The 273-nt window shown below is 63.7% G+C and carries 1 protein-coding gene; it reads left to right on the forward strand.

Going from position 1 to position 273, the window contains the following annotated elements; all coding sequences use genetic code 11:
• Nucleotides 1-103: 103 nt before the first annotated feature.
• Nucleotides 104-273 (forward strand): conjugal transfer protein TraD (locus CVH10_RS20510; RefSeq protein WP_146143189.1); only part of this gene is annotated, 170 nt, incomplete at its 3' end.

A 273-nucleotide genomic window follows, 5' to 3' on the forward strand; every position in this document is an offset into this window, starting at 1 on the left:
GATCCGCTTCGCTCCTCCTGATTGACTTGGTAGCGCTTTCTGCTCGGTCAGGCTTGCCCCTACCTGCCTGTGCGCTAGGACGCTTTCGTTAGGAGGCTGGCCGATGCGGAAGGTGCGGGATTACGACGCGGAGTTGAAGGCGCTTGGCGACAAGGCGCGCCAGCTCAAGGCAAAGCGGGTCGAACAACTCGGTGCGCTTGTCGCCGCGACGGGTGCCGATACGCTCGATGCGGAAACCCTCGCCGGCGTCCTGCTCGATGCGGTCGGAGAGAA

It is taken from the genome of Halomonas sp. ND22Bw, from assembly GCF_003011945.1.
In the GTDB taxonomy this organism is placed as follows: Bacteria; Pseudomonadota; Gammaproteobacteria; order Pseudomonadales; family Halomonadaceae; genus Halomonas; species Halomonas halophila.